The sequence below is a fragment of the Rhodopseudomonas sp. genome (genome assembly GCF_036404135.1).
Lineage (GTDB): Bacteria > Pseudomonadota > Alphaproteobacteria > Rhizobiales > Xanthobacteraceae > Rhodopseudomonas_A.
This window is the reverse complement of sequence record NZ_DASWPE010000059.1, coordinates 1-26,802: the sequence shown is the minus strand read 5'-3', so window position 1 is coordinate 26,802 and position 26,802 is coordinate 1. Positions and strand designations below refer to the sequence as shown.

Genomic DNA, 26,802 nt, shown 5'->3' with positions numbered 1-26,802 from the left:
GATGCGGTTGTCGGCCGGCGTTCCCTTCCGTCTCGGCGCCAGCTGGGACGGCCGAGGTACCAACTTCGCATTGTTCTCGGCGCATGCCGAAAAGGTCGAGCTGTGCCTGTTCGACAGCCAGGGCCGGCGCGAGCTGGAGCGCATCGCGCTGCCGGAGAAGACCGAGGACGTCTGGCACGGCTATCTCAACGACGTTTCGCCGGGCCAGCTCTACGGCTATCGGGTGCACGGACCCTACGAGCCGGAGCGCGGCCACCGCTTCAACTCCCACAAATTGCTGCTCGACCCTTACGCCAAGCGGCAGTTCGGACGGCTGGTGTGGAGCGACGCGCATTTCGCCTATCGCCCCGGCAGCCCGCGCGAGGATCTGTCGTTCGATCGCCGCGACAACGCCCGCGGCATGCCGAAGGCGGTGGTGATCGACGAGACCTTTCATCTCGGCCGCCACGACAGCCGGCCGCAGATCCGCTGGGAAGACACCATCATCTACGAGGCCCACGTCAAGGGGCTGACGCAGACCCATCCCGACGTGCCGCCGCACCTGCGCGGCAGCTACAGCGCGCTGTCCTCGCCGCCGATGATCGAGCATTTCAAGCGGCTCGGCGTCACCACCATCGAGCTGTTGCCGATCCACAGCCTGGTCGACGACCGCACCCTGGTCGAGAAGAAGCTGGCGAATTACTGGGGCTACAACACGCTGTCGTTCTTCTCGGCGGAGCAGCGCTACACCCAGGACCACCCGCTCGACGCGTTTCGCACCACGGTGGCGCGGCTGCACGACGCCGGCATCGAGGTCATCCTCGACGTGGTCTACAACCACACCGCCGAAGGCAATCATCTCGGCCCGACGCTGTCGTTCCGCGGCATCGACAACGCCTCGTATTACTGGCTGAAGCCGGACAATCCGCGGTTCTACGACGACTTCACCGGCTGCGGCAGCTCGGTCAACCTCACCCACCCGCGGGTGTTGCAGATGGTGATGGATAGCTTGCGCTACTGGGTCGAGACCTGCCACGTCGACGGTTTCCGCTTCGATCTGGCGACCACGCTGGCGCGCGGGCCGCGCGGCTACGATCGCAATGCCGGCTTCTTCACCGCGATCCGCCAGGACCCGGTGCTGGCCTCCGTGAAGATGATCGCCGAGCCCTGGGACCTCGGCATGGGCGGCTACCAGGTCGGCGCGTTTCCCTCGCAATGGTCGGAATGGAATGACCGCTACCGCAGCGCGATGCGGCGCTACTGGGGCGGCGAAGGCAGTCTGACCGGCGAAGTCTCGCGCCGCATGACCGGCTCCTCCGACGTGTTCAACCATGACGGCCGCAAGCCGCGCGCCAGCATCAACCACGTCACGGTGCATGACGGCTTCACCCTCGCCGACCTCTACAGCTACAGCGTCAAGCACAACAAGGCCAATGGCGAGGACAATCGCGACGGCTCCAACGACAACCTCAGCAACAATTGCGGCCATGAAGGCCCGAGCCCGGACCCCGTGATCCGGGCGCTGCGGCTACAGCTGCGCAAGAACCAATTGGCGTGCCTGATGCTGGCGCAGGGCGTGCCGCTGCTGCTCGCCGGCGACGAAGTCGGCAACAGCCAGAACGGCAACAACAACGCCTATTGCCAGGACAACGATATCGGCTGGGTCAATTGGGAGGGGCTGGGCCAGCCCGGCGACGACCTCAGCGACTTCGTCGGCCGGCTGACCACGCTGCGCAAGAATTTTCCGCAGCTCCGCTGCAATCAGTGGCTCGACGGCCGGCGCGCCGACGGCTCTTACGGCGTGTTGTGGCTGACCCCTACGGCGGACGAGATGACCCAGCAGGACTGGGCGTTTCCGGACGGCCGGTTTGTCGCCTACATGCTTAGCCCCGCCGAGCAGGGCTTTGCCCCGCTGTTCATCGTGCTGAATTCGGCGCCCGCGGCGATCGGCTTCAAATTTCCGAAAACCCCGGAGTGGAAAGTCTGGCGGCAGGTGCTCAACACCACCGATGAGCGCCCGGTGATCGATCCGTGGCCGGCCGGCGGCGAGAGCATCGCGCCGCCGCGTTCGGTGCTGGCGTTCGCCGGCTCGGTGGCGTGAGCGACTGATCGACGACGCCCTCACGCGCCGTCTGGCTTCAAATCGTCATTGCATTGGGCCGCCTCGCGGGCATGAAACGATTGCTGCTAATCCCCACGTTGACGTTGATCGGCGCGGTGCGTCATCGGCCCCTCGCCCCGCTTGCGGGGAGAGGGTGGCGCAACAAGCGAAGCTTGTCGCGCCGGGTGAGGGGGCGCCGCGTTATGCTGAGACGCCCCCTCACCCGACCCGGCTTCGCTGCGCTCCGCCGGGTCGACCTCTCCCCGCACGCGGGGAGAGGTGAAGCTGTGCCAGCAGCCCGCGCCACGGGAACCAAACTCCGGGTCGCGCTTTGCATCGGGTGATCCGCCGTCGGCGGTAACCTGCCGCTGCGAAGAGACCCATGCCGCCTGCCATTCCGACCGCGACCTATCGTGTGCAACTGACCGCCGAATTCGGCTTCGATGCCGCCGCCGCCATCGTCCCCTATCTGAAGTCGCTCGGCATCAGCCACCTCTATGCCTCGCCCTTCATGAAGGCGCGCAAGGGCTCCAGCCACGGCTACGACATCGTCGACCACACCAAGCTCAACCCCGAACTCGGCGGCGAGGAAGCGTTCGAGCGGCTGTCGGCTTCGCTGAAACAGCACGACCTCGGCCTGATCCTGGATTTCGTGCCCAACCATGTCGGGGTGCATTACGCCGACAATCCGTGGTGGCTCGACGTGCTCGAATGGGGGCCGACGTCGCCGCACGCAGCCTCGTTCGACATCGATTGGGACATCCTGCCGCATCGACCGCGCGGCGGCGTGCTGCTGCCGATCATCGGCTCATCCTATGGCGAGGCGCTGGAGCGCGGCGAGATCGAGCTGCGCTACGACGCCGACAGCGGCAGCCTGTCGGCCTGGTACTTCGAACATCGCCTGCCGATCGCGCCGGAGCGCTACAGCGAGGTGCTGCGCAACGTGGTGAAGGCGGCCGCGGCCGAGCAGCAGCCCGGCGGCCGCGCCATGCTCGAACTGGCGCAGCGCTATCAGGGGCCGCGGCAACCGGACCGCGCCGCGGCGCCGGCGTTCAAGGAGGCGTTGCGACGTATCCCGGGCAGTGCAGCGATCATCGCGCGCGGGCTCGATGCCTACCGCGCCGGCAAGGATCGCCCGGCGCAGACCCAGATGCTGCATCTGTTGCTGGAGCGCCAGCACTACAAGCTCGGGCACTGGCGATTGGCGTCGAGCGAAATCAACTACCGGCGGTTCTTCGACGTCAACAGCCTGGCCGGGTTGCGGGTCGAGGACGCCGGCACTTTCGAGGCTATCCATCTATTGGTGCGCAAACTGATCGCCGAGGACAAGCTGCAGGGTCTGCGGCTCGATCATATCGACGGACTGCGCGATCCCGCGCAATATTTCCAGCGGCTGCGCCGGCTGCTCCGCGAGGCGCGGGGCGACGCCGCCACGCCGTTCTACATGGTGATCGAAAAGATTCTCGGAGAGGACGAGAGCCTGCGCCGCTTCACCGGGGTGCACGGCACCACCGGCTATGAATGGATGAACGTGATCACCCAGCTGCTGGTCGCAGGCTCCGGGCTTTCCGCGCTCGACGAGGTCTGGCGCCAGGTCAGCAACACCCCGCCGAAATTCGCGCCGGTGCTGAAAGCGGCCAAGCGCCGGGTGCTGGAAACCCTGCTGCTCAGCGAATTCACCGTGCTGTCGCGGCTGTTGGCGCGGATCGCCGGCGGGCACTATTCGACGCGGGATTTCTCCGCCGACAATCTGCGGCAGGTGCTCGAACTCTATGTGCTGCACTTCCCGGTCTATCGCACTTACTTGACGGCAGCCGGCCCCACCGCACTCGATCGCGAACTGATCGCGCAGACCATCGAAAAGGCCAGAGCCGATTGGTTCAATGCCGACGAAGGCATTTTCGATTTTCTGCGCGACGTGCTGACGCTCGATTTGATCAAGCCCGGCCGCGCCGCGCATTCCAAGCCGCGGGTGCGGCGCTTTGCGCTAAAGCTGCAGCAATTCACCGGCCCGACCATGGCGAAGTCGCTGGAGGACACCGCGTTCTATCGCTATCACCGGCTGTTGGCGCTGAACGAGGTCGGCGGCGATCCGTCGGCCAAGGCGCTGTCGATCGACGGCTTCCACGAGACCATGCGCAAGCGCGCGATCGACTGGCCGCACGGCATGACCGCCACCGCCACCCATGACACCAAGCGCGGCGAGGACGCCCGCGCGAGGCTATTGGCGCTGGCCGAGATCCCCGGCGAATGGTCGGCGCTGGTGGCGAAATGGAAGCTGCTGAACGCGCCGCATCTGATCATCAAGGGCGACGCCCGCACGCCCTCGGCGGCGTTCGAATATGCGCTGTATCAGGCGCTGGTCGGCGCCTGGCCGCTCGACGGCGATCCGGCCTTTCTCGACCGCATGCAGGCCTATGCGCTGAAGGCCGCGCGCGAGGGCAAGCAGGAAACCAGCTGGCTCAACCCCAACCAGGACTACGAATACGGCCTCAACGCCTTCCTGGCGCGGATCCTCGACCCCGCGCTGGCGAAAGACTTCATCGACCAGATGCAGGCGCTGGTGCAGCGCGTGGCGCTGATCGGCGCGCTGAATTCGCTGAGCCAGCTGACGCTGAAGGCGATGCTGCCCGGGGTGCCGGATTTCTATCAGGGCAGCGAATTCTGGGACGTCTCGCTGGTCGATCCGGACAACCGGCGGCCGGTGGATTTTGCCGCGCGCGCCAAGGCGCTGGCGCAGATCGAGCAGCCGGACTGGGCCGAACTCGCCGCCAACTGGCAGGACGGCCGCATCAAATTGGCCTGGACCCGGCAGCTCTTGAAGCTGCGCGCCGAGCAGCGCGAGCTGTTCCTCAACGGCAGCTACGAGCCGTTGCCGGTCAGCGGACCGCACGCCGATCGGGTGATCGCCTTTGCGCGCCGCCATGAGCGCGACGCCGTCATCGTCGTGGTGGCGAAGGCGCTGGCGCCGCTGACCAAAGACGGCCGGGCGTGGCCGGCGGCCTATGCGTTCGAGGGCACGGTGATCGCCGAGCACTACCAGGTCGACGGCGCGCCGCTGCAACTCTCCGAGTTGTTCGCGCAGATGCCGGTCGCGGTGCGCCGCGCGCGCTTCAAAGGCGCGCTGAGCGCGACCAGGCTGCGACACACCAGCAAACGCGTCACCGCCTGAAACAAGCGGCCGCCCGGGATCAAGTGAAGGCCGGGCGGCCCGGCGGAGGCGTGCCGATCACGCAGATCGGTTCCCTTCTCCGCACACTCCGAAGCTTTCAAAATCGGCTTAACCAAAGCCTAATTTTGCCGACTCGTCCATTGGGACGATCACTTGGTGTGATTACTTGGTGTGATGGCTGGGGGCGATGACTGCGGGAGCGACGACAATGTCGGCGCCGCTCAGCGCTTCTTCTCCAGCAGCAGGTGGCCGCGCTGCTTGATCGCTGCCTGCGCCACTTCGGCGAATTTCTGCAGCAACCACGGCAGCACCACCTCGAGCCGCACGTGATCATCGGCGATGTCGACGCTGCCGGCGGCGGCCTGCCCGAGCGCGCGGACCCGGAAGATCATGCGGTCGCCTTCCCAGCGCTCCTCGTCGACCCTGAGAACCGGGACGTTGGTAGCAGCGCGGGTCAGGCCGGTCTGCAGCCGGCGCCGCGCCTCGTCGCGACCGAGCTGATGCGGAATGGAAACGACAAGCGGTGCTGACATAGCGATATCCCTTCTGCGACGTGACTACTCATGTAGGCCGCCGACGCAGAAAAAACAGTGGCGCGCGGTAAAGGGAGGTGGTGCGCCGGGTTCAATCCGCGGAACCATCGCGGAGGCCGGACGTTTCCGACTGGTAGCGGCGGGGCATTTGTGCGGACCGTCGGGAGGAGAAAATCATGTCAATCGGAACAATCATCCTGATCATCCTGATCATCGCGCTGCTCGGCGGCTTCAGCGGCGTCGGCGGCGGCCCGTTCTACGGCACCGGCTATTACGGCGGCGGCGGCCTCGGCCTGATCATCGTGATTCTGCTGATCCTGCTGCTGCTCGGCAAGCTCTAAGCCATTACGTCGCCCCGCTGGAAGCCAGCTTCTTGATGGCTGCTTTCAGCGGGGCGGCTGCCTGATCGTAATCCGCCCAGGCCTTGGATTTCGCCAGCAGCGCGGGCACGCTACGCAGATTGAAACGCTTCGGATCGAGGTCGCCTTTCACCTGCGGCCACGTCAAAGGCATCGACACCGTGGCGCCGTCGCGCGCCCGCGGCGACAGCACCGCAACCGCCGTCGCCATCCGGTCGTTGCGCAGATAGTCCAGGAAGATCTTCCCCTCGCGCAGCTTCTTCGACATGTTGAGCAGATAGCGCTCGGGGCTGTCGTCGGCCATCTGCCGGCACACCGCCTGCGCGAACGCCTTGGCCTGTTTCCAATCGATCGGCTGTTTGGAGGCTGAAAGCGGCGTCACCACATGCAGTCCCTTGCCGCCGGTGGTCTTGCAGAAACTCTCCAGCCCCAACGCGCTGAGCCGCTCGCGCATCTCGCGCGCCGCGACCACCACCTCGCTGAACGCGACGCCGGGCGCCGGATCGAGATCGAACACGAAACGGCCCGGCACGTCGGGGGCGTCCGGCGCGCAATTCCAGGCGTGCAATTCCAGCCCGCCGATCTGCGCCACCGCCGCGAGCCCCTCGATGCGGTCGACCTGCAGATACGGCTTGCGATCGCCGGACACCGTGACCAGCTCCAGGAGGCTGGAGCTGCCCGGCATGGCGTGGCGCTGGAAAAACTGCTGTCCGGCGATGCCGTCCGGGGCGCGCACGATCGAGCACGGCCGGCCCTTGATGTGCGGCAGCATCCAGCCGCCGACCGCTTCGAAATAGCGCGCCAGATCGAGCTTGGTGACCGGCTCGCCGTCGCCGGCGTCGGGCCAAAGCTGTTTGTCGGGCTTGGAGATGGCGACGCCCATCACCTGCGCGGCATGCCCCGGCTTCGCCGCGGCGGCAGGTTTTGCCGCGCCCGCCTTCGCCGCGCGGACGGCTTTGCCGGGACGCTTGCCGCTCGGCTCGGCAACCGCGGTCCGCTTCGGGCTTTCAGCCGCGACCTCCTCGGCCGGCTTGTCCTGCCGCAGCCCTTTGAACGCCGCCTGCCGCACCATGCCGGCCCCGGTGAAGCCGGCGAACTCGATCTCCGCCACCAGCTCCGGCTTCAACCAGTGCACCTCCGCGGTCTGCTTCGGCGCGGTCGTGCCGCCGAACGGATTCTCCTTCGCAGCGTTCGCCTTCAGCGCCGGCATGATCCGCTTCACCTTGTCCTGGCCGAAGCCGGTGCCGACGATGCCGACATAGGCCAGATGATCGTCGCGATGCACGCCGACCAGCAGCGAACGGAATTTGCCGGCGTTGCTCTTCCAGCCGCCGATCACCACCTCATGGCCGGCCCGGCACTTCGCCTTTGTCCAGCTCTCGCTGCGCCCGGAGCGATACGGCGCGTCGAGATTTTTCGACACGATGCCTTCGAGTGACATCTTGCAGGCCGACTGCAGGATCGCATCGCCGCCGCTCTCGAAATGCTCGACGTAGCGGATCACGCCCTGCTTGCGGCGGCCGCGCATCGCCTCCAGCATCACTTGCAGGCGCTGCTTGCGCTCATGCAGCGGCAAGGCCCGCAAATCCTCGCCCTCGGCAAACAACAGATCGAACGCAAAGCAGATCAGATTGCCGGTCGCCTCATCCGACAGCGCCGCCTGCAACGCCGCGAAATCCGGCGCGCCTTCGGCATCGAGCGCCACGATCTCGGTGTCGATGATGCAATCCGGCAAGGCCGCGGCCTGTTTGGCGATCGCCGCGAACTTCGCGGTCCAGTCCAGCCCGTTGCGGGTCTTCAGCACCGCCTCGCCGCGCTCGACACGCAACTGCATGCGATAGCCGTCGAACTTGATCTCGTGGCCCCACCCCTCGCCGCCGGGCGGCCGGTCGACCGGGGTGCAGAGTTGCGGCGGGATGAAATCCGGCATCGCCGCGGCTTTCGGTTTCGCCGTCTTCGCGCGCTTGGCCGGCTTGGCCTTAGCTTCCTTCGGACCGTCCGCCGCCGACTTCCCGGGTGTGGCTTTCTTTTCTGCGGTGTTTTTCGCTTTCGTCTTGGCCGGTGTCGCCCTCGCGGGCTTTGCGCGCCGCGCCGCCGGCGTTTCGCGCTCGGCCCGCGCGTCGGCCGCGAGGCCATGATTGGAGTCCCACACCGCGTCGGCCTTGGCGCGCGCCGCACGCAGCATGAACGGCTTCGGCGCGCGGCCCTTGCCGGCTGCGATCTCCTCCATCGCGCGGCCCGACGCCACCGAGGCGTCCTTCGCCAATATCTCCTCGCCATGGCCCTCGCGGGCATCATCGTCGCGGTGCTTGATCAGGAGCCAGTTGGTGCGCTTGCCGCCGTTGCGGTCGTGGCGCATCCGCACCAACACCCAACTGCCGTGCAGCTTCTCGCCGTGCAGCGTGAATTTCAGGTCGCCCTTCTTGAAGCCGCGCTCCGGATCCGCGGACTCCCAATAGCCGCGATCCCAGAGCTGCACCGTGCCGCCGCCATACTGGCCTTTGGGAATGGTGCCTTCGAAGTCGCCATAGTCGAGCGGATGGTCCTCGACCTCGACCGCAAGCCGCTTATCATGCGGGTCGAGCGACGGGCCGCGCGTCACCGCCCACGACTTGAACACGCCGTCGAACTCCAGCCGCAGGTCGTAATGCAGCCGGGTCGCGTCGTGTTTCTGGATTACGAAGCGGCGGCGCTGCGACGGCGCCACCGCGGCCTCTCCGCTCGGCTCCGCGGTCTTCTCGAAGTCGCGCTTCTTGCGATAGAGCTTGAGGTTGTCGAGCGTCACGGGAAATCCTCACTACACGAGCCATTCAACAACTCGGAACCAAAACCCGCAATTGCGGTTGAAGTTCCGCTTCGCCGCGGTGCGTTGCGCCAAGATTATCACCGACATTGGAGACGCCATGGCCCCGCCCCGCGCCTATTGGAAAGGCTCGCTGAAGCTGTCGCTGGTGTCGTGCCCGGTGGCGCTGTATCCAGCTTCCACCAGCGTCGAGAAGACCCGCTTCCACATGATCAATGCCGAGACCGGCAACCGGCTGAAGCAGCAGATGGTCGACGAGGACACCGGCGAGGTGGTGGAGAAGGATCAGAAGGCGCGCGGCTATGAGATCAGCAAGGGCAAGTTCATCGAGATCGAGAAGGACGAACTCGACGCGGTGCAGATCGAGAGCACCCACACCATCGAGATCGATAGCTTCGTGCCCGCCGACGAGATCGAGAAGCGCTATCTCAACCATCCCTACTACATCGTGCCCGACGGCAAGGCTGGGGTCGAGGCCTTCGCGGTGATCCGCGACGCCATGAAGGACAAGGATCGGGTGGCGCTGGCGCGCATCGTGCTGACCAATCGCGAGCACGTCATTGCCATCGAACCGCTCGGCAAGGGGCTGCTCGGCACCACGCTGCGCTATCCTTACGAGCTGCGCGACGCCGACGATTACTTCGGCGGCATCAAGACCCCGAAGATTACCAAGGACATGATCGAACTCGCCTCGCACATCCTGGACAGCAAGGCGGCGCATTTCGATCCGTCGAAATTCGAGGATAGCTACGAAACCGCGCTGAAGGCGCTGGTGAAGCGCAAGGCCGCCGGCAAGCCGTTGAAGGTTGCCGAGCCCGCGGAGAAGCCCGACAACGTCATCAGCCTGATGGACGCGCTGAAGCAGAGCCTGAAGGCCAAGCCCGGCAAAGCCGCGACGCGCCGCAGCCCGCCGCCGCGCCGCGCCCGCACGGCCAAGGCACCGCGCGCGCCCGCCAAGCGGCGCAAGGCCGGTTGATCGGCGTGAGCTAATCAGTGAGCGATCGTCAAGAGCGAGAGCGCGGCGTTGCCGGTGCCGTATATTACGCTAAAGAATCATAGCGCCGTTCGAGCGTGAAGTGACTTCTGCATTCCAACGAGTCGTCCCTGCGCACGCAGGGCCCCATACGGCGCGGAGTCTCATTTGCGCTGTTGCCAGGGCGGTTTCTAGCGCTGACGTCAGGGGTGATGGGTCCCTGCGTGCGCAGGGACGACCCGCGGAGGGTGTTCGCGCGATACCGCACGCGTTAGCAAGGCGATCCCGTCCAATGAAGGACACTCAACATAGCGAGTTGGGGTCGCAGTAACGCCCGCGATGACAAGTCGCCGCTGCTAGTTCGACTTTTTGGCCTTCGACTTTTTGGCTTTGGATTTTTTTGCGCTGGATGTCTTGGCGCCGGATGTCTTGGCGCCGGACTTGGCGGCCTTCTTGCCGGAGGCCTTCGTCGCCTTCTTTGCGGTCTTCTTCGGCGGCACCTTCTTGCCCTCGGCGCGGGCTTCCGACAATCCGATCGCGATCGCCTGCTTGCGGCTCTTCACCGTCTTGCCGGATCGGCCGCTCTTCAGCGTCCCGGCCTTGGACTTCTTGACCGCGCGTGCGACTTTCGCCGCTGCCTCTTTGGAGTACTTGCGGGCCATCCTGCGCTCCTTGGTTTGCCCGGAATAATTTCCAGCGCAACCGATGGTTCCTTGCGCAGCCGGGCTCAGGTCGCGGCGATCGATCCGACCTTCTCGATCAGAAACACGATGCGCTTGGCATCGCGTTGTCGGATTTCGACCCGATCACCCGTTTCGATCACCAGATTAGGAATGTCGATGACGGACAATGGATCGGTGCAGCAGACCTCCAGGAGGTCGCCGCTTTGCAATGTCTTCAGCGCCTTGCGGGTGCGCAGGGCGGGAAGCGGGCATTTCAGCCCGGTGAGATCGAGCGTTGTTGTGGTCATGACTTGACGATGGCGAAGGACCGCGGCCGCGTCAATCGCCTTGGCCGTTGGTCCATCGTAGTGCTATCAACATTCGCGATGACCCAGCCAGACCCCGAGGCTCCGGCCGTACCCGCGGTGATTCTCGCCGGCGGATTGGCGCGCCGGCTCGGCGGCGGCGACAAGCCGCTACGCAACATCGGCGGCCGCAGCCTGCTTGAGCGGGTGATCGCGCGGCTGATGCCGCAATGCGATAGCCTGGTGCTCAACGCCAACGGCGACCCTGCGCGATTCGCGAAGGTCGGACTGCCGGTGGTCGCCGACAGTATCGCAGGCTTCGCCGGGCCGCTGGCGGGCGTGCTGGCCGGGCTCGACTGGGCCGCCGCCAACCGGCCCGGCGTCCGTTGGATGCTGAGCGCGCCGGCCGATTGCCCGTTCCTGCCGCGCGATCTGGTCGCGCGCCTTGGGCGCGCGCTGAGCGAACAGCATGCGCAACTCGCGGTGGCCGCCTCCGGCGGTCGCGCGCATCCGGTGATCGGGCTGTGGGACGTGACCGCGCGCGAGCAGCTGCGCCACGCGCTGGCGGTCGAGGGCCTGCGCAAGGTCGGCGGGTTTCTCGCGCGCTATCAGGTCGCGACGGTGGACTGGCCGACGCAGCCGCGCGATCCGTTCTTCAATGCCAACACCAGCGACGACCTCGCCGCAGCCGAAGCGCTGGCAGCGCTCGATCGCGACTGATCGATACGCCGCCGGAACCATCGCGGGCAAGCCGGATTGTCTTGTAGAATTTCATCGGAGGTTGTCATGAAGCGTCTGATCGTCTGCGCCATTCTCGGATTGGCTTTCACGTCCGCGGCCGAGGCCAAGGGCTGCATCAAGGGCGCGATCGTCGGCGGCGTCGCCGGCCACTACGCGGGACACCACGGCACGCTCGGCGCAGTGGCGGGCTGCGTGATCGGTCGCCACGAAGCCAACAAAGCCGACGCCAACCGCGGCGACCGCCGCAACCCGCAGCCGAACGATGACGGCCGGATCTGATTTCGCCGAACTACGAACGAAACAGCCTGGTGTATTGCGCCTCGTGGCGCATGCCGGCTAAATCGGCGCGAAACGTCGCGCTGCCGAGGTCGTCGAGGCTTGCTATCAAGGCCCGCGCGCCGGTGGCGATCACGTCCGGCTCCAGCGCCGCGATCAGGCGCTGGCTGTCGGTTTGACCGAGCGGAATGAGCCGGGAGCCGGCAGAAATCCAGTTCGACACCACCGCATGTAGAAAGCCGTGCAGCGTCGCCGCAAGCGGCACGCGATGCGCGGCGCTGACGACGCCGACCACCACCGGATAGGCAGTCAGGCCAGCGCAGGCCGCGAGCGCGCCGTCGAGCGGATCGCACGGCCAGGCGGCGCGGGCGATCTCGACAAAGGCGCGGCCTTGCGCAGTGGCTTCCAGATGGCGCTCGCGCGACGGCACCAAGGCGCAGGCCAACTCCGCGATGTCGCGGAGCGCCGCGTGATCGTGGCCTGAGGCGGCGCGATGCGCCTGGGCCAGCAGCACCGCGTCGCAGAAGCCTGAACCGTGACCAAGCATCGCCGCCAGCCAGTCCCGCAACGTGGCGGCGTCGATCACGTCGCCGGCCTCCACCGCCCATTCGATGCCGCTGGAATAGGAAAACGCGCCGACCGGAAACGCCGGCGACAGCCAGGTCATCAGCCGGTACAGCGCCGCCTGCTCGGCCGACCGCGCCGCGGCGTCGCTATTTGTGGTTGTGAGCATGGCCGTGGTGATCATGGCCGCAATGCTCGTCGTGGACGTGGTGATCATCATGCGCGGCGTGGCCGTGGTGATCGTGCTTGCCGTGATCATGATGATCGTGGTGGGCGTGATCATGCTTGCTGTGATCGTGGTGCGCGTGGTCATGCCCGGCATGATCGTGGGCGGTCTCGGCCGGCTGCGCATAGGCGCCGCCTTCCGGATCGAACGGCGCCTCGATCTCGACGATCCTGGCGCCGAGCCCCTGCAGCATCGCCTCGATGACGTGGTCGCGGCGGACCCTCAATGCCTTGCCGACGATCTGGGTCGGCAAATGGCGGTTGCCGAGATGCCAGGCGACGCGCACCAATTGCTGCGGATCGGCACAGCGGATTTCGATCAGCGGCTCGGCGGCGGCCACCACCTCGATCAGGCGGCCGTCTTCCAGCAGCAGGGCGTCGCCGCCGCGCAACGCCACCGCGTGTTCGAGGTCGAGCAGGAATTGCAGCCCGCGGGTGCCCGTCATCGCGGTGCGTCGGCGGTGCCGGTCGTCGAAATCCAGCACCACGGTATCGGCCGCGGCCTCTTTCCAACGATGCTGGCCGATGACGGTGGTTGCGCGGATCATGGGGCACTCACGGTTGCTTTGCCGTCGCCTCGCGACCGGCGGAGTGACCGCAGCCTGCACCGTGGCGGTGTTCGGCGTGCGGTCGGCCGTACAATACGGGCTGCGCCGACGAGATTGCAGCGATTGTTTGCGACCGGCCCCTCGCCCGCTGGAAGCCGCCTTTACGGCATCTACGCCGGTGCCGTCATCCCGAGCTGTCCGAGCAACGCGAAAGGCCTCGAAGGATGACGGAGCGTGGAGCCCATCCTTCGAGACGCCCGTCGTCGCTGCGCGCAGCCGGGCTCCTCAGGATGACGCCGATATTTGTGGCAAGATCCTCAATACAAGAAAGCGCCTCAATACATGAAATAGCGCTGCGCCAGCGGCAGCACCTCGGCCGGCGCGCAGGTCAACAGTTCGCCGTCGGCGCGGACCTCGTAGGTCTCCGGATCGACCTCGATCTGCGGGGTGGCGTCGTTGTGGATCATGCTCTTCTTGGAGATTCCCGAGCGGGTGTTCTCCACCCCGTAGAGCGATTTCTGGATGCCGAGGCGTCTCGCCAACCCCTCCGCCACCGCGGCCTGCGAGGTGAACACCACCGAGGAGGCGACCAGCGAACGGCCGAAGGCGGCGAACATCGGCTGGTAATGCACCGGCTGCGGGGTGGGGATCGACGCATTCGGATCGCCCATCGGCGCCGCGACGATCGAGCCACCCTTGATGATCAGCTCCGGCTTGACGCCGAAAAACGCCGGCGACCACAGCACCAGATCGGCGAGCTTGCCCTGCTCGATCGAGCCGATCAGCCGCGCCACGCCGTGCGCGATCGCCGGGTTGATGGTGTATTTGGCGATGTAGCGCTTGACCCGGAAGTTGTCGTTGCGCGCGGAGTCCTGCGGCAGCGACCCGCGCTGCTTCTTCATCTTGTCGGCGGTCTGCCAGGTGCGGATGATCACTTCGCCGAGCCGGCCCATGGCTTGAGAGTCCGACGACATCATCGACAGCGCGCCGAGGTCGTGGAGAATATCCTCCGCGGCGATGGTCTCCTTGCGAATCCGGCTTTCGGCGAACGCCAGATCCTCGGCGATCGACGGATCGAGATGGTGGCACACCATCAGCATGTCGAGATGCTCGTCGATGGTGTTCTTGGTGAACGGCCGGGTCGGATTGGTCGACGACGGCAGCACGTTGGGCAGGCCTGCGACCTTGATGATGTCCGGCGCGTGGCCGCCGCCGGCGCCCTCGGTGTGGAAGGCGTGGATGGTGCGGCCCTTGAACGCCTTGATGGTGTCCTCGACGAAACCAGACTCGTTCAGCGTATCGGAATGGATCATCACCTGGACGTCGTAATCGTCGGCGACGGTCAGGCAATTGTCGATCGCCGCCGGCGTGGTGCCCCAGTCCTCGTGCAGCTTCAGCGCGCAGGCGCCGGCCTCGACCATCTCCTTCAGCGCCGCGGGGCGCGAGGCGTTGCCCTTGCCGGAAATCCCGAGATTAACCGGAAACGCGTCGAACGACTGGATCATCCGGCCGATGTGCCACGGCCCCGGCGTGCAGGTGGTGGCGAAGGTGCCGTGCGACGGGCCGGTGCCGCCGCCGAGCATCGAGGTGACGCCGCTCATCAGCGCGTGCTCGATCTGCTGCGGGCAAATGAAGTGAATGTGGCTGTCGAAGCCGCCGGCGGTGAGGATCCTGCCCTCGCCGGCGATGATGTCGGTGCCGGGGCCGATGATGATGGTGACGCCGGGCTGGATGTCGGGATTGCCGGCCTTGCCGATCGCGACGATCAGGCCGTCCTTGATCGCGACGTCGGCCTTGACGATGCCCCAATGGTCGACGATCAGCGCGTTAGTGATCACGGTGTCGGCGGCGCCTTGCGCGTTGGTGAGCTGGCTCTGCCCCATGCCGTCACGGATCACCTTGCCGCCGCCGAACTTCACCTCCTCGCCGTAGTGGGTGAAGTCCTTTTCCACCTCGATGATCAGGTCGGTGTCGGCGAGCCGCACCCGATCGCCGGTGGTCGGCCCGAACATGTCGGCATAGACGGAACGTGGGATTTTCACGGACATGAAGGTTATCTCAGGTTTCGAGTAGCGCGAAGGTCGGGTGCTTTGCGGCGTCCTTGTCAAAGGTCACCGTCGTCTCGCAACCAGCCAGCTTGTTCAACTCACCCATCAGATAGTCGGCAAAATCTGCGGGACCATTGCGGAAACTCTCGACGGCACGACCTGTCGCCGAGGCTTCGGCTATGGCGAATTCGGGGGAGTTCGTCACACGTGAAAGCCGAGCGTATATCGCGTCACGATCTAGCTGAAATTTGCGACGCAAAGTCCACACAAACTCAACGAGCACGATTGGATTGACGAAAACAGGTCCCTGACTGCGAACCAGTTCCCGCACTGCCGTCGCCTGCTGAGGCTGATCGACAGAGTCGAAAAATCGGAGCAAGACATTAGTATCGACGCCGATCATGTATTCTGGTTCCGAATTCGGAGTTCCTGCGCTTTCATTTCCTCTCCGATGGCGTCGTCGATGTCTTTTTGGGTGAGCGGGCGCCCAAGAGACGGCAGTTGCAACGCGTCAAGGTCTTCGAAAATGCTGCGCCGATGGATCGCAGTGACGGTGAGTTCGCCCGAATCGGCGAGAGCGAAACTCAACCGATCACCTTCCTTCACGCCGAGGCGCTCCCTGATGGCAGCAGGTAGTGTGATCTGTCCGTTGGAGGCAATGACCGCAGTCGCTGTGTAGGACATTTCGCGTCTCCTCAGCTTGCAAGATATTCCCTGCAACCCGCCCAATCAACGCCGTTCAAAGCTTGCCCATCACCTCGCCGCGGAAACCATAGACCTCGCGCCTGCCGGCGAGCGCCACAAGCCGCACCTCGCGGCTCTGCCCCGGCTCGAACCGCACCGCGGTGCCGGCGGCGATATCGAGCCGCATGCCGCGGGCCTTGGCGCGATCGAATTGCAGCGCCGGGTTGGTCTCGAAGAAATGGTAGTGCGAGCCGACCTGGATCGGGCGGTCGCCGGCATTGGCGACGTCGAGCGTCACCGTGTCGCGGCCGGCGTTGAGCTCGATCTCGCCGTCTTCGATGAACAATTCGCCGGGAATCATGGATGCCTCATCGGATCGGCTGGTGCACGGTGACGAGCTTGGTGCCGTCGGGAAAGGTGGCCTCGACCTGGATGTCGTGGATCATCTCGGGAATGCCATCCATGCACTGGGCGCGGCTGATCACCTCGGCGCCGGCCTGCATCAGCTCGGCGACGCTGCGGCCGTCGCGCGCGCCCTCGACGATGAAATCGGAAATCAGGGCGATGGCTTCCGGGTGGTTGAGCTTGACGCCGCGCTCCAGCCGCCGGCGCGCCACCATCGCCGCCATCGAGATCAGCAGCTTGTCTTTTTCACGGGGGGAGAGATTCATGCGGGGGACTCGATCGATGCAACACCTAGCTCAGCCACAGCCGCGGCAGCGCGGCGCCGCTGGCACAGCCGAGCACCGCCATCATGTCGGCGCGCAGCCGCGCCGCATCTTGGGCACAGAACCGCGCCATTGCAAATCCATTCCAGGCGGAAATTCCGACCTCGCCGCGAAAGCCCGCGGCGATGTCGCGAATTCGTTGCACCAGCGCCTCGTCGCCCGGCACGATCAGCACGGTGCCGATCGCGGCGGCGCCGCCCGCCACCGCCGGCCGCGCCAAGCTGGCGCCGATGTCGCCCTCGAGCCGCACGGTTTCGGCGAACACCAGCCGGCCGCCGCGGCTAAGCCGCCAGCGATCGACGAAGGCGCCGGACAGCATCTTTTCCCCCATCGCGGCGCGGCCGAACACCACGATCTCGCACAACAGCAGCGTGGCGCTGTCGGCCAGATCGATGTCGATGCTGCGCGCCAGGCGCGCCCGGTCGAACAGGATGGTCTCCTGCGGCAGCCAGGAAAGCTGCGCGTCGGCTTCGGCTTTGAGCGCGACGCTAAGCTGCGCCGGCGCGTCCGCGGCGCGATAGACCTTCTCGGCGGCCGCGGTGGTCAGCGTCAGCCGGGCGCCCTCGCCGACCGCAATGGCGGTGTCGAAGCGATCGCCGCCGGCGATGCCGCCCGCGGTGTTGATGAGCACCGCCGACAGGCCCTCGGCCTCGGGCGAGGGAAACCGCACCCTGAGCGAGCCGGATTCCTGCACCCGGCCGCGCCGGGTGACGCCGCCCTCACGCCTGACGTCGAAGGCCACCGCGCCCCGCGCGCGGTTGGCAGCGAAGATGGCAGCGGCGTTGGTGTCGAGGGGGATCACAGGCTGGATGACTTCGGCGGCGGCGCCTTAATGGCAACGCGCTGCCTGTCCCCGCTTGCGGGGAGAGGGTTGGGGTGAGGGGGCGTCGCTTGATGGGCGGACTCGTTGAGAGCCCCCCTCACCCGGATTGCTTCGCAATCCGACCTCTCCCCGCAAGCGAGGAGAGGTGAGGCCAAACCCGTGTCTCGCCATTCCGCGATCATGAATTCCTACAACGCCATCTGGCGGCTGATTTCCGCGGGATCGAGGCTGGCGCGATCGCAGCTAAACTTCACCGCGCCGCGGTCCATCACCGCGAAATTGTCGCCTAGTTCGCAGGCGAAGTCGAGATACTGCTCGACCAGCACAATGGCGATATTGCCGAGGCCGCGCAGATAGGCGATCGCCCGGCCGATGTCCTTGATGATCGAGGGCTGGATGCCTTCGGTGGGCTCGTCGAGCAGCAGCAGCTTCGGCCGCATCACCAGCGCGCGGCCGATCGCCAGTTGCTGCTGCTGGCCGCCGCTGAGATCGCCGCCGCGGCGGCGCAGCATCGAATTCAGCACCGGAAACAGCGCGAACACGTCGTCCGGGATGGTCTTGTCGGCGCGCTTCAAAGGGGCGTAGCCGGTCTTCAGATTCTCCTCGACGGTGAGCAGCGGAAAGATCTCGCGGCCCTGGGGCACGAAGGCGATGCCGCCGCGCGCCCGCTCATAGGGCTTCAGCTTGGAGATGTCGTGACCGTCGAAGCTGATCGCGCCCGACGAGATCGCCTGCTGACCGACCAGCGCGCGCAACAGGCTGGTCTTGCCGACGCCGTTGCGCCCGAGCACGCAGGTCACCTTGCCGGGTGAGGCGGCGATCGAGACGCCGCGCAGCGCCTGCGCCGCGCCGTAATACAGGCTGATGTTGTCGACGGTCAGCATGGAATGTCCTCAAGGGGCGAGTAGCGAGTAGCGAGTAGCGAGTAGCGAGTAGCGAGTAGAACAACGGTCATTTCCGAGAATGGCAAGAACTTTCTATTCGCTATTCGCCACTCCCTACTCGCCAATCACCCTCTCATCTTCCCAAATACACTTCGACGACGCGGTCGTTGGCCGAGACCTGATCGATGCTGCCCTCGGCCAGCACGCTGCCTTCGTGCAGGCACGTCACCTTGACGCCGAGTTCACGCACGAAGGTCATGTCGTGCTCGACCACCACCACGGTCTTGTGGCCGCGGTTTATTTCTTTGAGAAGCTCTGCCGTCTGGTGCGTCTCCACGTCGGTCATGCCGGCGACCGGCTCGTCGACTAAGAGGAGCTTGGGGTCTTGCGCCAACAGCATGCCGATCTCCAGCCACTGTTTTTGCCCGTGCGACAGCGAGCCGGCCAGCCGGTCGCGCGCATCGGTGAGCCGAATGGTTTCCAGCACGCGTTCGATGGTCGCGGCCTCCGCCTTGCTCCGGCGCCAGAACAACGTGCCGCGCACCCGATGGTCGACGTTGAGCGCCAGCAACAGATTGTCCTCAATGGTCTGGCTTTCGAACACCGTGGGCTTCTGGAATTTGCGGCCGATGCCGAGTTCGGCGATTTGCGTCTCGTCGAGCTTGGTGAGGTCGACGCTGCCGTCGAACAGCACCTCGCCCTGGTCGGGCCTGGTCTTGCCGGTGATGATGTCCATCATCGTGGTCTTGCCGGCGCCGTTCGGGCCGATGATGGCGCGCATCTCGCCGGCTTCCAGCGTCAGCGACAGGTTGTTGATGGCGTGGAAGCCGTCGAACGAGACGTGGACGCCGTCGAGATAGAGCAGCGACGGCGTGGCGCGGGTTTCCAGCATGCTCATCGCGCTACTCCGCCATGTGGGGTTCGATGACGCCGTCTTCGCGCGCCGCACTCTCCGCGTTGGCATGGTCGCGCTTGGCCTTCCACGGCTCCCACCAGGCGTTGAAAGTGCCGATGATGCCCTTCGGCAATAGCAGCGTCACCAGGATGAACAGCGCGCCGAGCATGAACAGCCAATACGGCGCCAGCGGCCCCGAGGTGAACACGGTCTTGGCGTAGTTGACCACGACGGCGCCGAGCGCCGCGCCGATCAGCGTGCCGCGGCCACCGACCGCGACCCAGATCACCGCCTCGATCGAATTGCCCGGCGCGAATTCGCCGGGGTTGATGATGCCGACCTGCGGCACGTAGAGCGCGCCGGCGACGCCCGCCATGCAGGCCGACAGCGTGAACACGAACAGCTTGTAGGATTCCACCCGGTAGCCGAGAAAACGCGTGCGCGACTCCGCGTCGCGGATCGCGATCAGCACCTTGCCGAGCTTCGAGGTGACGACCGCGCGGCAGATCAGGAAGCCGACGATCAAAGCGAGGCAGCTCAGCGCGAACAAGACGGCGCGGGTGCCGTCGGCCTGCACGTTGAAGCCCAGAATATCCTTGAAGTCGGTCAACCCGTTGTTGCCGCCGAAACCGAAATCGTTGCGAAAGAACGCCAATAGCAGCGCATAGGTCATCGCCTGGGTGATGATCGAAAGGTAGACGCCGGTGACGCGGGAGCGGAACGCCAGCCAGCCGAAACCGAACGCCAACAGCCCCGGCACCACGATCACCATCAAGGCGGCGAACCAGAACATGTCGAAGCCGTGCCAATACCACGGCAGCGACTGATAGTTCAGGAACACCATGAAGTCGGGCAGAACGGGGTTGCCGTAAACTCCGCGCGAGCCGATCTGGCGCATCAGATACATCCCCATGGCGTAGCCGCCGAGCGCGAAGAACGCACCGTGGCCGAGCGAGAGAATGCCGCAATAGCCCCAGATCAGATCGATCGACAGCGCCAACAGCGCGTAGCAAAGATATTTGCCGAACAGCGCCATCAGATAAGTCGGCACGTGCAGCGTCGAGGAGCCCGGGACCAGCAGATTCGCCAGCGGCAGCAAGATGCCGACCGCGGCGACCACGGCGAGAAAGATGGCGGCGCTGCGGTCGAGGGTGCGGGTGAGGAGGTGCGGGGTCATCGAAGAGCCTTGCTTCGGCCATCCTTCGAGGCCCGCGCTACGCGCGCGCACCTCAGGATGACGTCCTCGTGCGCTGAGCCGTCACCCTGAGGTGCGAGGACGAAGTCCGAGCCTCGAAGGGCGACGGCGGTGTACGGAAAGTCTGCACTCATGCTTCGATCGCCCGGCCCTTCAGCGCGAACAGCCCGCGCGGGCGTTTCTGGATGAACAGGATGATCAGCACCAGGATGGCGATCTTGCCGAGCACCGCGCCCGCCACCGGCTCGAGAAACTTGTTGGCGATGCCGAGCGTGAAGGCACCGACCAGCGTGCCCCACAGATTGCCGACACCGCCGAACACCACCACCATGAACGAATCGATGATGTAGCTCTGGCCGAGATTGGGGCTGACATTGTCGATCTGCGACAGCGCCACCCCGGCGATGCCGGCGATGCCCGAGCCGAGCCCGAAGGTCAGCGCATCGACCCGCGAGGTGGCGATGCCCATCGACGCAGCCATTCTGCGATTCTGCGTCACCGCGCGCATTTCCAGCCCGAGCGAGGTGTAGCGCAGCATCGCCAACAGGATCGCGAACACCGCCAGCGTAAAGCACAGGATCCACAGCCGGTTGTAGGTGATGACGATCTGCCCGAGTTCGAACGCGCCCGACATCCAGGACGGATTGCCGACCTCGCGGTTGGTCGGGCCAAACAGCGTGCGCACCGCCTGCTGCAGCACCAGCGACAGCCCCCAGGTCGCCAGCAGGGTCTCCAGCGGCCGGCCGTACAGGAACCGGATGATGCAACGCTCGATCACCACGCCGATCAGACCCGCGACCAGGAACGCCAGCGGCACCGCGATCAGCAGCGAATAGTCGAACAGCGCCGGATAGGAGGTGCGGATGGTCTCCTGCACCACGAAGGTGACATAGGCGCCGATCATCACCATCTCGCCATGCGCCATGTTGATGACGCCCATCACCCCAAAGGTGATGGCGAGCCCGATCGCCGCCAACAGCAGCACTGAGCCCAGCGACAGCCCGTACCAGGCGTTCTGCACCATCGACCAGAGCGCCAGCCGGCTCTCGATCGCTTTGGTGGCATTGGCGGCGGCGCGGGTGACGACGACCGACTGATCGCCGGAAAGCCCGGTGAGCAGCGCCAGCGCCTCCTGGTCGCCGCGCGCCTTGATCGCGGCGATGGCTTCGAGCTTCTCCGGATCGGTGGCGTCCTGCTTGAACAGCAGGATCGCGGCGCGGGCCTCACCGAACGCCAGCTTGGCGGCACGGTTGGTTTCCTTGGCGAGCGCGCCGTCGACCATCGGCAGCATGGCTTCGTCGTGAGTCTTGAACACCGATTGCGCGGCCTGGATGCGTTTGGAAAGATCCGGCGATTGCAGCGTCAGGCCGCCGAGCGCGGCTTCCACGCTGCGGCGCAGCCGGTTGTTCAGCCGCACCGCGGCGGCGCCATCCGGGAGGCTCGGCACCGCCTCGCCGCTGGCGGCGTCGACGATCTTGCCGTCCGGCTGAGTGACGAAGACGCGCTTGGAGTCGGCGTCGGCCATTAGCCGGCCGTCCTGCAGCGCGGTGATGATGGCATAGGCCTGCTGCTGGCCAGATGTGGCGACGACGCCGATCGCCTCTTCGGTATCGGAAAACGAATCATTGGCGAATTGGCCGACGGCGTCCTCGAACGGACCGGCCAGCGCGGGCATGGCGGACGCGACGATCAGCACACATGCAAAGGCAAAGGCGCGAAGACGATCAAAGAAACCACGATCAGGGAAGAAGCTCAGCACTGGCGGACCCCGGGAAAGAATAGAAGGCGGCGCCGTCGCCGCCTTCGCTGGTTTGGATCAGGCCCTGCAGGCCTGAATGCGTCGAAGTTGATCCGAGCGACGCGGCATCCACCCTCTCCCCGCGCGCGGGGAGAGGTGCGCTCGCGAACCGATCAGGACCCCTGCCCGCCGCACTTGTTGGTCTTGGTGTTGTAGTTGCCGCACTTCTTGCCGACCCAATCGCCGATCAGATCCTTGGAGCCGTCCAGCTCCTTCGACCAGGCGTCGCCGGCCACCAGGCCCGGGGTCTTCCACACCACGTCGAACTGGCCGTCGGCTTTGATCTCGCCGATGAACACCGGCTTGGTGATGTGGTGGTTCGGCAGCATCTTCGAAGTGCCGCCGGTGAGGTTCTTGGCCTCGGTGCCGGGCAGCGCGTCGATCACCTTGTCGGCGTCGACCGACTTGGCCTTCTCCACCGCCTTGACCCACATGTCGAAGCCGATCACATGGGCTTCCATCGGATCGTTGGTGACGCGCTTGGGGTTCTTGGTATAGGCCTGCCAGGCCTTGATGAACTTCTCGTTCTCCGGGGTCTTGATCGACTGGAAGTAGTTCCAGGCGGCGAGATGGCCGACCAGGGGTTTGGTGTCGATGCCGGCGAGTTCTTCCTCGCCGACCGAGAACGCCACCACCGGAATGTCGGTGGCCTTGACGCCCTGGTTGCCGAGCTCCTTGTAGAACGGCACGTTGGCGTCGCCATTGATGGTGGACACCACCGCGGTCTTCTTGCCCGCCGAGCCGAACTTCTTGATGTCGGCGACGATGGTCTGCCAATCCGAATGACCGAACGGCGTGTAGTTGATCATAATGTCTTCCTGCTTGACGCCCTTCGACTTCAAGTAGGCTTCCAGAATCTTGTTGGTGGTGCGCGGATAGACGTAGTCGGTGCCGGCCAGCACCCAGCGCTTCACCTTCTCGTCCTTCATCAGATAGTCGACCGCCGGGATCGCCTGCTGGTTCGGCGCGGCGCCGGTGTAGAACACGTTGCGCTCGGACTCTTCGCCCTCATACTGCACCGGATAGAACAGGATCGAGTTCAATTCCTTGAACACCGGCAGCACCGATTTGCGCGACACCGATGTCCAGCAGCCGAACACCACGGCGACCTTGTCCTTGGTGATCAGCTCGCGGGCCTTTTCGGCGAACAGCGGCCAGTTCGAGGCCGGATCGACCACCACGGCCTCGAGCTTCTTGCCGAGCACGCCGCCCTTCTTGTTCTGCTCGTCGATCAGGAAGAGAATGGTATCTTTCAACGTGGTTTCACTGATCGCCATGGTGCCCGACAGCGAGTGCAGGACACCGACCTTGATGGTGTCCTCGGCTTTCGCGGTGCTGAACGTGGCCAAGCCCAGAATCAGCCCGGCGGTCGCTGCCAGCCAGCGCCGCCGACTGATCGGCATGGCCTTCGATTGCTTCGGTTCAGTAAGCATGAGGTCTCGTCTCCCTGACGCAGATACAGTGATGCGCGGCCCCAACGGCCGTCTGCGTTAACGGAATCGCAAGATCCATGCCATGGGTGGGTAAAGCGATAAGGGGGTGGAGATGCGAGAGATTTCGCGATCTGCGGATTTTCGCGGCAATTCTGCCACTTAGTTGCATTCAAAATCTGCCGCCAGATTAGGCAAACAGCCCAGGACCTGAGCGAATAATTTGGTCAGGCTAATTTTTGACCGATCAGATGCGAGAAAGCTCGCCCGACGCCGAATACATCTTGAATCTTTAACGATCGTGTTCCATATGAAAGAACGACCTTGAGAATCATCGGGTCAATGCGAGCCGCGTGTTCTGAGCCCGTCTAAACGGTTTCTGGCTTGCCCCTTCAGCTAACAAAGCCGACGCCCCAAACACGCGGGTGTCTCAGACACCCCCTCGTGCGCTCCTGGTCTAGCTTGCCGGGCGCCTGCCTTTGTAATGGAAAGAAACAACCTTTTGACCTCCTTTCAGGAATTCGGCCTCGCCGAAGCTATTTCGCGTGCGCTTAAAGAAGAAAATTACCTGACCCCGACGCCGATTCAGGCTCAAACCATTCCTCTTGCCCTGGCCGGCCGCGACGTCGTCGGCATTGCCCAGACCGGCACCGGCAAAACCGCCTCCTTCGCGCTGCCGATTCTGCACCGCCTCTTGGAAAACCGCATCAAGCCGCAGCCGAAGACCTGCCGCGTGCTGGTGCTGAGCCCGACCCGTGAACTGTCCGGCCAGATCCTGGAGAGCTTCAACGCCTATGGCCGGCACATCAAGCTGAGCTCGGCGCTGGCGATCGGCGGCGTCCCTATGGGACGCCAGGTTCGCTCGATCATGCCCGGCCTCGACGTGCTGGTCGCCACCCCGGGCCGGCTGCTCGACCTCGTGCAGAGCAACGCCTTGAAGCTCAATCAGGTGGAATTCCTGGTGCTCGACGAAGCCGACCGCATGCTCGACATGGGCTTCATCAACGACATCCGCAAGATCGTGGCGAAGCTGCCGATCAAGCGGCAGACGCTGTTCTTCTCGGCCACCATGCCGAAGGACATCGCCGATCTCGCCGAGCAGATGCTGCGCGATCCGGCGCGGGTCGCGGTGACCCCGGTGGCCTCCACCGTGGAGCGCATCACCCAGCGCATCATCCAGGTCGATCACTCCGCCAAGCCGACCTTGCTGGCGCAGATCCTGAAGCAGGAAAACGTCAACCGGGCGCTGATCTTCACCCGCACCAAGCACGGCGCCGACAAGGTGGTGAAGGGGCTGGCGCGGGCCGGCATCACCGCCGACGCGATCCACGGCAACAAGTCGCAGAACCATCGCGAGCGCGTGCTGGCGGCGTTCCGCTCCGGTGAAATCCGCACCCTGGTCGCCACCGACATCGCCGCCCGCGGCATCGACGTCGACGGCATCACCCACGTGGTGAATTTCGATCTGCCGAACATCCCCGAAACCTATGTGCATCGGATCGGCCGCACCGCGCGCGCCGGCGCCGAGGGCATCGCGATCTCGCTGGTCGCCGGCGAGGAGATGGCGTTCCTGCGCGACATCGAGAAGCTGATCCGCGTCACCCTGCCGCGCGAGGATCGCCGCACTCCGGGCCATCGCGATACCGTGGCGAAGGTCTCGCAGCATCGCGGCGCGCATGCCGCGCCGCACGTGCATTCCCCGCGGAGCAACGAGGCCGTGCCGTCCTCGAACGGCCCGCGTCGCCGTCGGCGGCCGAGCGGTGGGACGATCGCCGCCCCGGTGGCACGGCATGAGCCGAGCCGGCACGAGACCGCCCGCCCGCAGCCGCAGGCCGCCAAGGAAGGCATCCAGGGCGTCGCGTTCCTGCATCGCGAGAGCCGCCCCGGAACTCAACCCAACCGCACCCATAGACCGCAGCGCTGATCAACGGCCGATCTGGAGACGACCATGGCTAAAGAAGAGCTGATCCAGTTCGAAGGACTGGTGACCGAAATCCTTCCCGATGCACGCTATCGCGTGCAACTCGACGCCGGACACGAAATAGTCGCCTACACCGCCGGCAAGATGAAGAAGAACCGCATCAAGACGCTGGCCGGCGACCGGGTCACCATCGAGATGTCGCCCTACGACCTGGAGAAGGGCCGGCTGATATTCCGCCACAAGGACGAACGTCCGGGTGGCGGCCCGCCGCGGGGCGCCCCGCCGCGCGGCCAATTCCGCCGCAGGTAAATGGCACCGCGGCGACGCTGCACGTCGCCGCGCCATGACGTCAAACGTGCTTGGCACCCGGACCACAACTGGCCTTCCGATTAAAAAATCGTGCACGTCAGGATTGTTTTGGGGCCCGCTTTCGCATAACATCGACTAATCGATTTTCGGCCGGACGACATTAGCTATCCACCGGTACAGCCGGTTTAGACGCTGACGACCCTTCCAAAAATTCGATCTCACCAGCCCATCGAAAGTGGGTTTCTACTATAGCATATTGAGAAGGGACTACCCCCGTGAGCATGGGAACCGTGAAGTGGTTTAACGCGACCAAGGGCTTTGGATTCATTCAGCCGGACGATGGTGGCAACGACGTGTTCGTGCACATCAGCGCGGTTGAGCGGGCCGGCCTTGGCACCCTGCGTGAAGGCCAGAAGATCAGCTACGAAATCGTCGCCGATCGTCGTTCTGGCAAGTCGTCGGCCGATAACCTCCGCGCCGCTGGCTAAACGAAATTTCGACAGCTCGCGCTGCGAAATGCCACTGCAAGAAAAGAAGGCCGCGCTGACCGCGCGGACTTTGTCATGTCGGGCCGCGCTCGCTGCGCGGCCTTTGTCGTTTGAAGGCCGGGCTGCCTGCACGGTCCTGTCGTTTGAAGGCCGTGCTCGCTGCACCGCGCGGCCGCTCGGTCGCGCAGCGACTTCGATAATGATTTCGGATCGTTCGGTTCGGCTCCCGCAGCGAAATCAGAACGTCGTGCAGACCGTGGTGTTGTAGCGCACGCAGGTCGATTGCCGCGGCCGGGTGTAGGACTTGTCGGTCAGGGTCACGCCGGCCTTCGACATCACATAGCCGACGCCCGGCGTG

General features: G+C 65.2%; 26 protein-coding genes. 9 read left to right on the top strand and 17 right to left on the bottom strand.

Annotated features, from left to right (window positions below):
* The first annotated feature begins 1 nt into the window (after window position 1).
* Complete coding sequence (gene glgX / locus VGC77_RS06715; protein WP_331170797.1) at window positions 2-2,080, top strand: glycogen debranching protein GlgX; 2,079 nt, start codon at window positions 2-4, stop codon at window positions 2,078-2,080.
* 382 nt (window positions 2,081-2,462) lie between these two features.
* Window positions 2,463-5,252, top strand: coding sequence for a malto-oligosyltrehalose synthase (gene treY, locus VGC77_RS06710; protein ID WP_331170796.1), 2,790 nt, complete (start codon window positions 2,463-2,465; stop codon window positions 5,250-5,252).
* Window positions 5,253-5,473: 221 nt separating this feature from the next.
* Here the strand turns inward: treY and VGC77_RS06705 are convergent, their stop codons facing one another.
* On the bottom strand, window positions 5,474-5,785 hold the full coding sequence (locus VGC77_RS06705; RefSeq protein ID WP_331170795.1) for a polyhydroxyalkanoic acid system family protein: 312 nt from the start codon (window positions 5,783-5,785) through the stop codon (window positions 5,474-5,476).
* A gap of 176 nt (window positions 5,786-5,961) precedes the next feature.
* Between VGC77_RS06705 and VGC77_RS06700 the strand changes: the two genes are divergently transcribed.
* Complete coding sequence (locus VGC77_RS06700) at window positions 5,962-6,126, top strand: DUF3309 family protein (RefSeq protein ID WP_331170794.1); 165 nt, start codon at window positions 5,962-5,964, stop codon at window positions 6,124-6,126.
* Between the two features lie 4 nt (window positions 6,127-6,130).
* On the opposite strand, the gene ligD is transcribed toward VGC77_RS06700, so the two are convergent.
* Window positions 6,131-8,929, bottom strand: a complete 2,799-nt coding sequence (ligD, locus tag VGC77_RS06695; protein WP_331170793.1) for a DNA ligase D — start codon at window positions 8,927-8,929, stop codon at window positions 6,131-6,133.
* A 118-nt stretch (window positions 8,930-9,047) separates the two neighbouring features.
* On the opposite strand from ligD, the gene VGC77_RS06690 reads away from it, so the two are divergent.
* Window positions 9,048-9,923, top strand: coding sequence for a Ku protein (locus VGC77_RS06690; protein WP_331170792.1), 876 nt, complete (start codon window positions 9,048-9,050; stop codon window positions 9,921-9,923).
* A 353-nt stretch (window positions 9,924-10,276) separates the two neighbouring features.
* Here VGC77_RS06690 and VGC77_RS06685 read toward each other — a convergent pair whose 3' ends face one another.
* Together VGC77_RS06685 and VGC77_RS06680 are read right to left on the bottom strand one after the other, a co-directional pair.
* Window positions 10,277-10,582: a DUF6496 domain-containing protein gene (locus VGC77_RS06685; RefSeq protein ID WP_331170791.1), complete on the bottom strand. Its 306-nt coding sequence runs from the start codon at window positions 10,580-10,582 to the stop codon at window positions 10,277-10,279.
* Between the two features lie 65 nt (window positions 10,583-10,647).
* The gene (locus tag VGC77_RS06680; RefSeq protein ID WP_331170790.1) at window positions 10,648-10,890 is read right to left on the bottom strand and encodes a sulfurtransferase TusA family protein; all 243 of its coding nucleotides are present in this window, start codon (window positions 10,888-10,890) and stop codon (window positions 10,648-10,650) included.
* 78 nt (window positions 10,891-10,968) lie between these two features.
* Here VGC77_RS06680 and mobA point away from each other — a divergent pair, with 78 nt between their 5' ends.
* Together mobA and VGC77_RS06670 are read left to right on the top strand one after the other, a co-directional pair.
* On the top strand, window positions 10,969-11,607 hold the full coding sequence (gene mobA, locus VGC77_RS06675; protein WP_331170789.1) for a molybdenum cofactor guanylyltransferase MobA: 639 nt from the start codon (window positions 10,969-10,971) through the stop codon (window positions 11,605-11,607).
* 66 nt (window positions 11,608-11,673) lie between these two features.
* The gene (locus VGC77_RS06670) at window positions 11,674-11,907 is read left to right on the top strand and encodes a hypothetical protein (protein ID WP_331170788.1); all 234 of its coding nucleotides are present in this window, start codon (window positions 11,674-11,676) and stop codon (window positions 11,905-11,907) included.
* A 10-nt stretch (window positions 11,908-11,917) separates the two neighbouring features.
* On the opposite strand, the gene VGC77_RS06665 is transcribed toward VGC77_RS06670, so the two are convergent.
* The 13 genes from VGC77_RS06665 to urtA all read right to left on the bottom strand — a co-directional run bounded on the left by VGC77_RS06665 (window position 11,918) and on the right by urtA (window position 23,729).
* The gene (locus VGC77_RS06665) at window positions 11,918-12,637 is read right to left on the bottom strand and encodes an urease accessory protein UreF (protein ID WP_331170787.1); all 720 of its coding nucleotides are present in this window, start codon (window positions 12,635-12,637) and stop codon (window positions 11,918-11,920) included.
* The gene (locus VGC77_RS06660; RefSeq protein ID WP_331170786.1) at window positions 12,618-13,241 is read right to left on the bottom strand and encodes an urease accessory protein UreE; all 624 of its coding nucleotides are present in this window, start codon (window positions 13,239-13,241) and stop codon (window positions 12,618-12,620) included. The genes VGC77_RS06665 and VGC77_RS06660 overlap by 20 nt, the downstream gene beginning before the upstream one ends.
* Before the next feature lie 335 nt (window positions 13,242-13,576).
* Window positions 13,577-15,289 (bottom strand): urease subunit alpha, encoded by a 1,713-nt coding sequence (gene ureC / locus VGC77_RS06655; protein ID WP_331170785.1) that lies wholly within the window; start codon window positions 15,287-15,289, stop codon window positions 13,577-13,579.
* Between the two features lie 10 nt (window positions 15,290-15,299).
* The gene (locus VGC77_RS06650) at window positions 15,300-15,692 is read right to left on the bottom strand and encodes a type II toxin-antitoxin system VapC family toxin (protein ID WP_331170784.1); all 393 of its coding nucleotides are present in this window, start codon (window positions 15,690-15,692) and stop codon (window positions 15,300-15,302) included.
* Window positions 15,689-15,973 carry an AbrB/MazE/SpoVT family DNA-binding domain-containing protein gene (locus tag VGC77_RS06645; RefSeq protein WP_331170783.1) on the bottom strand — a complete coding sequence of 95 codons (285 nt, stop codon included), beginning with the start codon at window positions 15,971-15,973 and terminating at the stop codon, window positions 15,689-15,691. Before VGC77_RS06645 ends, VGC77_RS06650 begins: the two co-directional genes overlap by 4 nt.
* A 55-nt stretch (window positions 15,974-16,028) precedes the next feature.
* A complete protein-coding gene (locus VGC77_RS06640; RefSeq protein ID WP_331170782.1) occupies window positions 16,029-16,334 on the bottom strand; it encodes an urease subunit beta in 306 nt (101 codons plus the stop codon).
* 7 nt (window positions 16,335-16,341) lie between these two features.
* Window positions 16,342-16,644: an urease subunit gamma gene (locus VGC77_RS06635; protein ID WP_331170781.1), complete on the bottom strand. Its 303-nt coding sequence runs from the start codon at window positions 16,642-16,644 to the stop codon at window positions 16,342-16,344.
* Window positions 16,645-16,669: 25 nt separating this feature from the next.
* Window positions 16,670-17,503 (bottom strand): urease accessory protein UreD, encoded by an 834-nt coding sequence (locus VGC77_RS06630; protein WP_331170780.1) that lies wholly within the window; start codon window positions 17,501-17,503, stop codon window positions 16,670-16,672.
* Window positions 17,504-17,712: 209 nt separating this feature from the next.
* Complete coding sequence (urtE, locus tag VGC77_RS06625; RefSeq protein ID WP_331170779.1) at window positions 17,713-18,408, bottom strand: urea ABC transporter ATP-binding subunit UrtE; 696 nt, start codon at window positions 18,406-18,408, stop codon at window positions 17,713-17,715.
* Between the two features lie 133 nt (window positions 18,409-18,541).
* Window positions 18,542-19,306 carry an urea ABC transporter ATP-binding protein UrtD gene (gene urtD, locus VGC77_RS06620; protein WP_331170778.1) on the bottom strand — a complete coding sequence of 255 codons (765 nt, stop codon included), beginning with the start codon at window positions 19,304-19,306 and terminating at the stop codon, window positions 18,542-18,544.
* A 4-nt stretch (window positions 19,307-19,310) separates the two neighbouring features.
* A complete protein-coding gene (urtC, locus tag VGC77_RS06615; RefSeq protein WP_331170777.1) occupies window positions 19,311-20,480 on the bottom strand; it encodes an urea ABC transporter permease subunit UrtC in 1,170 nt (389 codons plus the stop codon).
* Between the two features lie 148 nt (window positions 20,481-20,628).
* Entirely contained in the window at window positions 20,629-22,173 is a 1,545-nt protein-coding gene (gene urtB / locus VGC77_RS06610; RefSeq protein ID WP_331170776.1) for an urea ABC transporter permease subunit UrtB, read from the bottom strand.
* A gap of 236 nt (window positions 22,174-22,409) precedes the next feature.
* The gene (urtA, locus tag VGC77_RS06605) at window positions 22,410-23,729 is read right to left on the bottom strand and encodes an urea ABC transporter substrate-binding protein (protein ID WP_331170775.1); all 1,320 of its coding nucleotides are present in this window, start codon (window positions 23,727-23,729) and stop codon (window positions 22,410-22,412) included.
* Between the two features lie 481 nt (window positions 23,730-24,210).
* Between urtA and VGC77_RS06600 the strand changes: the two genes are divergently transcribed.
* The 3 genes from VGC77_RS06600 (at window position 24,211) to VGC77_RS06590 (ending at window position 26,444) form a co-directional block, all read left to right on the top strand.
* Complete coding sequence (locus VGC77_RS06600) at window positions 24,211-25,650, top strand: DEAD/DEAH box helicase (protein WP_331170774.1); 1,440 nt, start codon at window positions 24,211-24,213, stop codon at window positions 25,648-25,650.
* Between the two features lie 24 nt (window positions 25,651-25,674).
* On the top strand, window positions 25,675-25,956 hold the full coding sequence (infA, locus tag VGC77_RS06595) for a translation initiation factor IF-1 (RefSeq protein WP_011474121.1): 282 nt from the start codon (window positions 25,675-25,677) through the stop codon (window positions 25,954-25,956).
* A gap of 275 nt (window positions 25,957-26,231) precedes the next feature.
* Window positions 26,232-26,444, top strand: a complete 213-nt coding sequence (locus tag VGC77_RS06590; RefSeq protein ID WP_011474122.1) for a cold-shock protein — start codon at window positions 26,232-26,234, stop codon at window positions 26,442-26,444.
* Window positions 26,445-26,802: the final 358 nt, after the last annotated feature.